Raw genomic sequence first — 1,263 nt, 5'->3', positions numbered from 1 at the left:
ATTGTAGTGGCATAGTGAATTTGGCCACCTAATTAGAGGTGCTACCATGCATCAAGAAGCAATTAGGTGGCAGTATGAAAACAAGACCAAAACGTAATTTCAGTCCTGAGTTTCGACTCGAAGCGGCACAGCTGGTTGTTGATCAAAACTACAGTATTCGGCAGGCAGCAGAAGCCATGAATGTAGGCCTCTCAACAATGGATAAATGGGTTCGCCAGCTACGCCAAGAGCGTAACGGTGAAAGTCCAAAAGCAACGCCAATGACGCCCGATCAACTCAAGATTCGTGAACTTGAAAATCGTATTCGTCGGATCGAGATGGAAAAAGACATATTAAAAAAGGCTACAGCTCTCTTGATGTCGGACTCCCTGAACAGTTCTCGTTAATTGAGAAACTCAAGAAGAGCTACCCAGTGAACACGCTCTGCGAAGTATTTGGCATACATCGCAGCAGCTTTAAATACTGGAAACAACGTTCAAAAAGACCTGCATGTGTCGTAAAAGCTATGGAAATATCCAAGATTACAAAGCTCTTTGAGGATAGCGAGGGCTCAGCTGGTGCGCGCAGTATTGCGCAAATGGCAACGGATCAGGATGTCCCTTTAAGTCGCTACCGCGCTAGTCGTCTGATGAAAAAGCTGGGGCTTATCAGCTGCCAGATTCCAGGGCACACATACAAGAAAACAGGTCATGAGCATGTTGAGATATCAAATGAATTAGAACGTCAGTTCAATCCTGACGAGCCCAATCGTGTTTGGTGTGGTGATGTTACTTACATCTGGACGGGGCAACGCTGGTCTTATTTAGCCGTGGTGATGGATTTATTTGCACGCAAACCTATTGGTTGGGCGATGTCATTATCGCCCGATAGCGAGCTGACCAGTAAAGCCCTTAAAATGGCCTATGAAAGCCGCGGGCGACCTAAAGGCGTTATGTTTCATAGCGATCAGGGCAGTCATTATACGAGCCGTAAATTCCGGCAAACGCTCTGGCAGTGTCAGATCAAACAGAGCATGAGCCGACGCGGTAATTGCTGGGATAATGCGCCAATGGAACGCTTTTTTAGGAGTTTAAAAGTCGAATGGGTGCCAACCTATGGCTATCACTCATTTACCCAAGCACAGCATCATATCGTTAAGTATTTAATCGGGTATTACAGTCAGCTAAGGCCGCATAAACACAATGGTGGCATGAGCCCAAATAAAGCTGAGGAAAATTACTGGATTAACTATAAGTCGGTGGCCAGTTTTACTTGACCACTACA

General features: G+C 45.8%; 1 protein-coding gene. It reads left to right on the top strand.

The features are described from left to right. Positions 1-74 precede the first annotated feature (74 nt). Positions 75-1,255 (top strand): IS3 family transposase gene (locus tag VIM91_RS08680; protein ID WP_414719628.1). Its coding sequence is split into 2 segments (ribosomal slippage): positions 75-342 and positions 342-1,255, totalling 1,182 coding nucleotides; the frame shifts between segments, so codons are not numbered across the junction. The last annotated feature ends 8 nt before the right edge of the window (positions 1,256-1,263 follow it).

It is taken from the genome of Thiomicrospira sp. (assembly GCF_036568485.1).
GTDB lineage: Bacteria > Pseudomonadota > Gammaproteobacteria > Thiomicrospirales > Thiomicrospiraceae > Thiomicrospira.
Note: the sequence above shows the minus strand (reverse complement) of the source record. Positions and strands in the feature narration are given on the sequence as shown.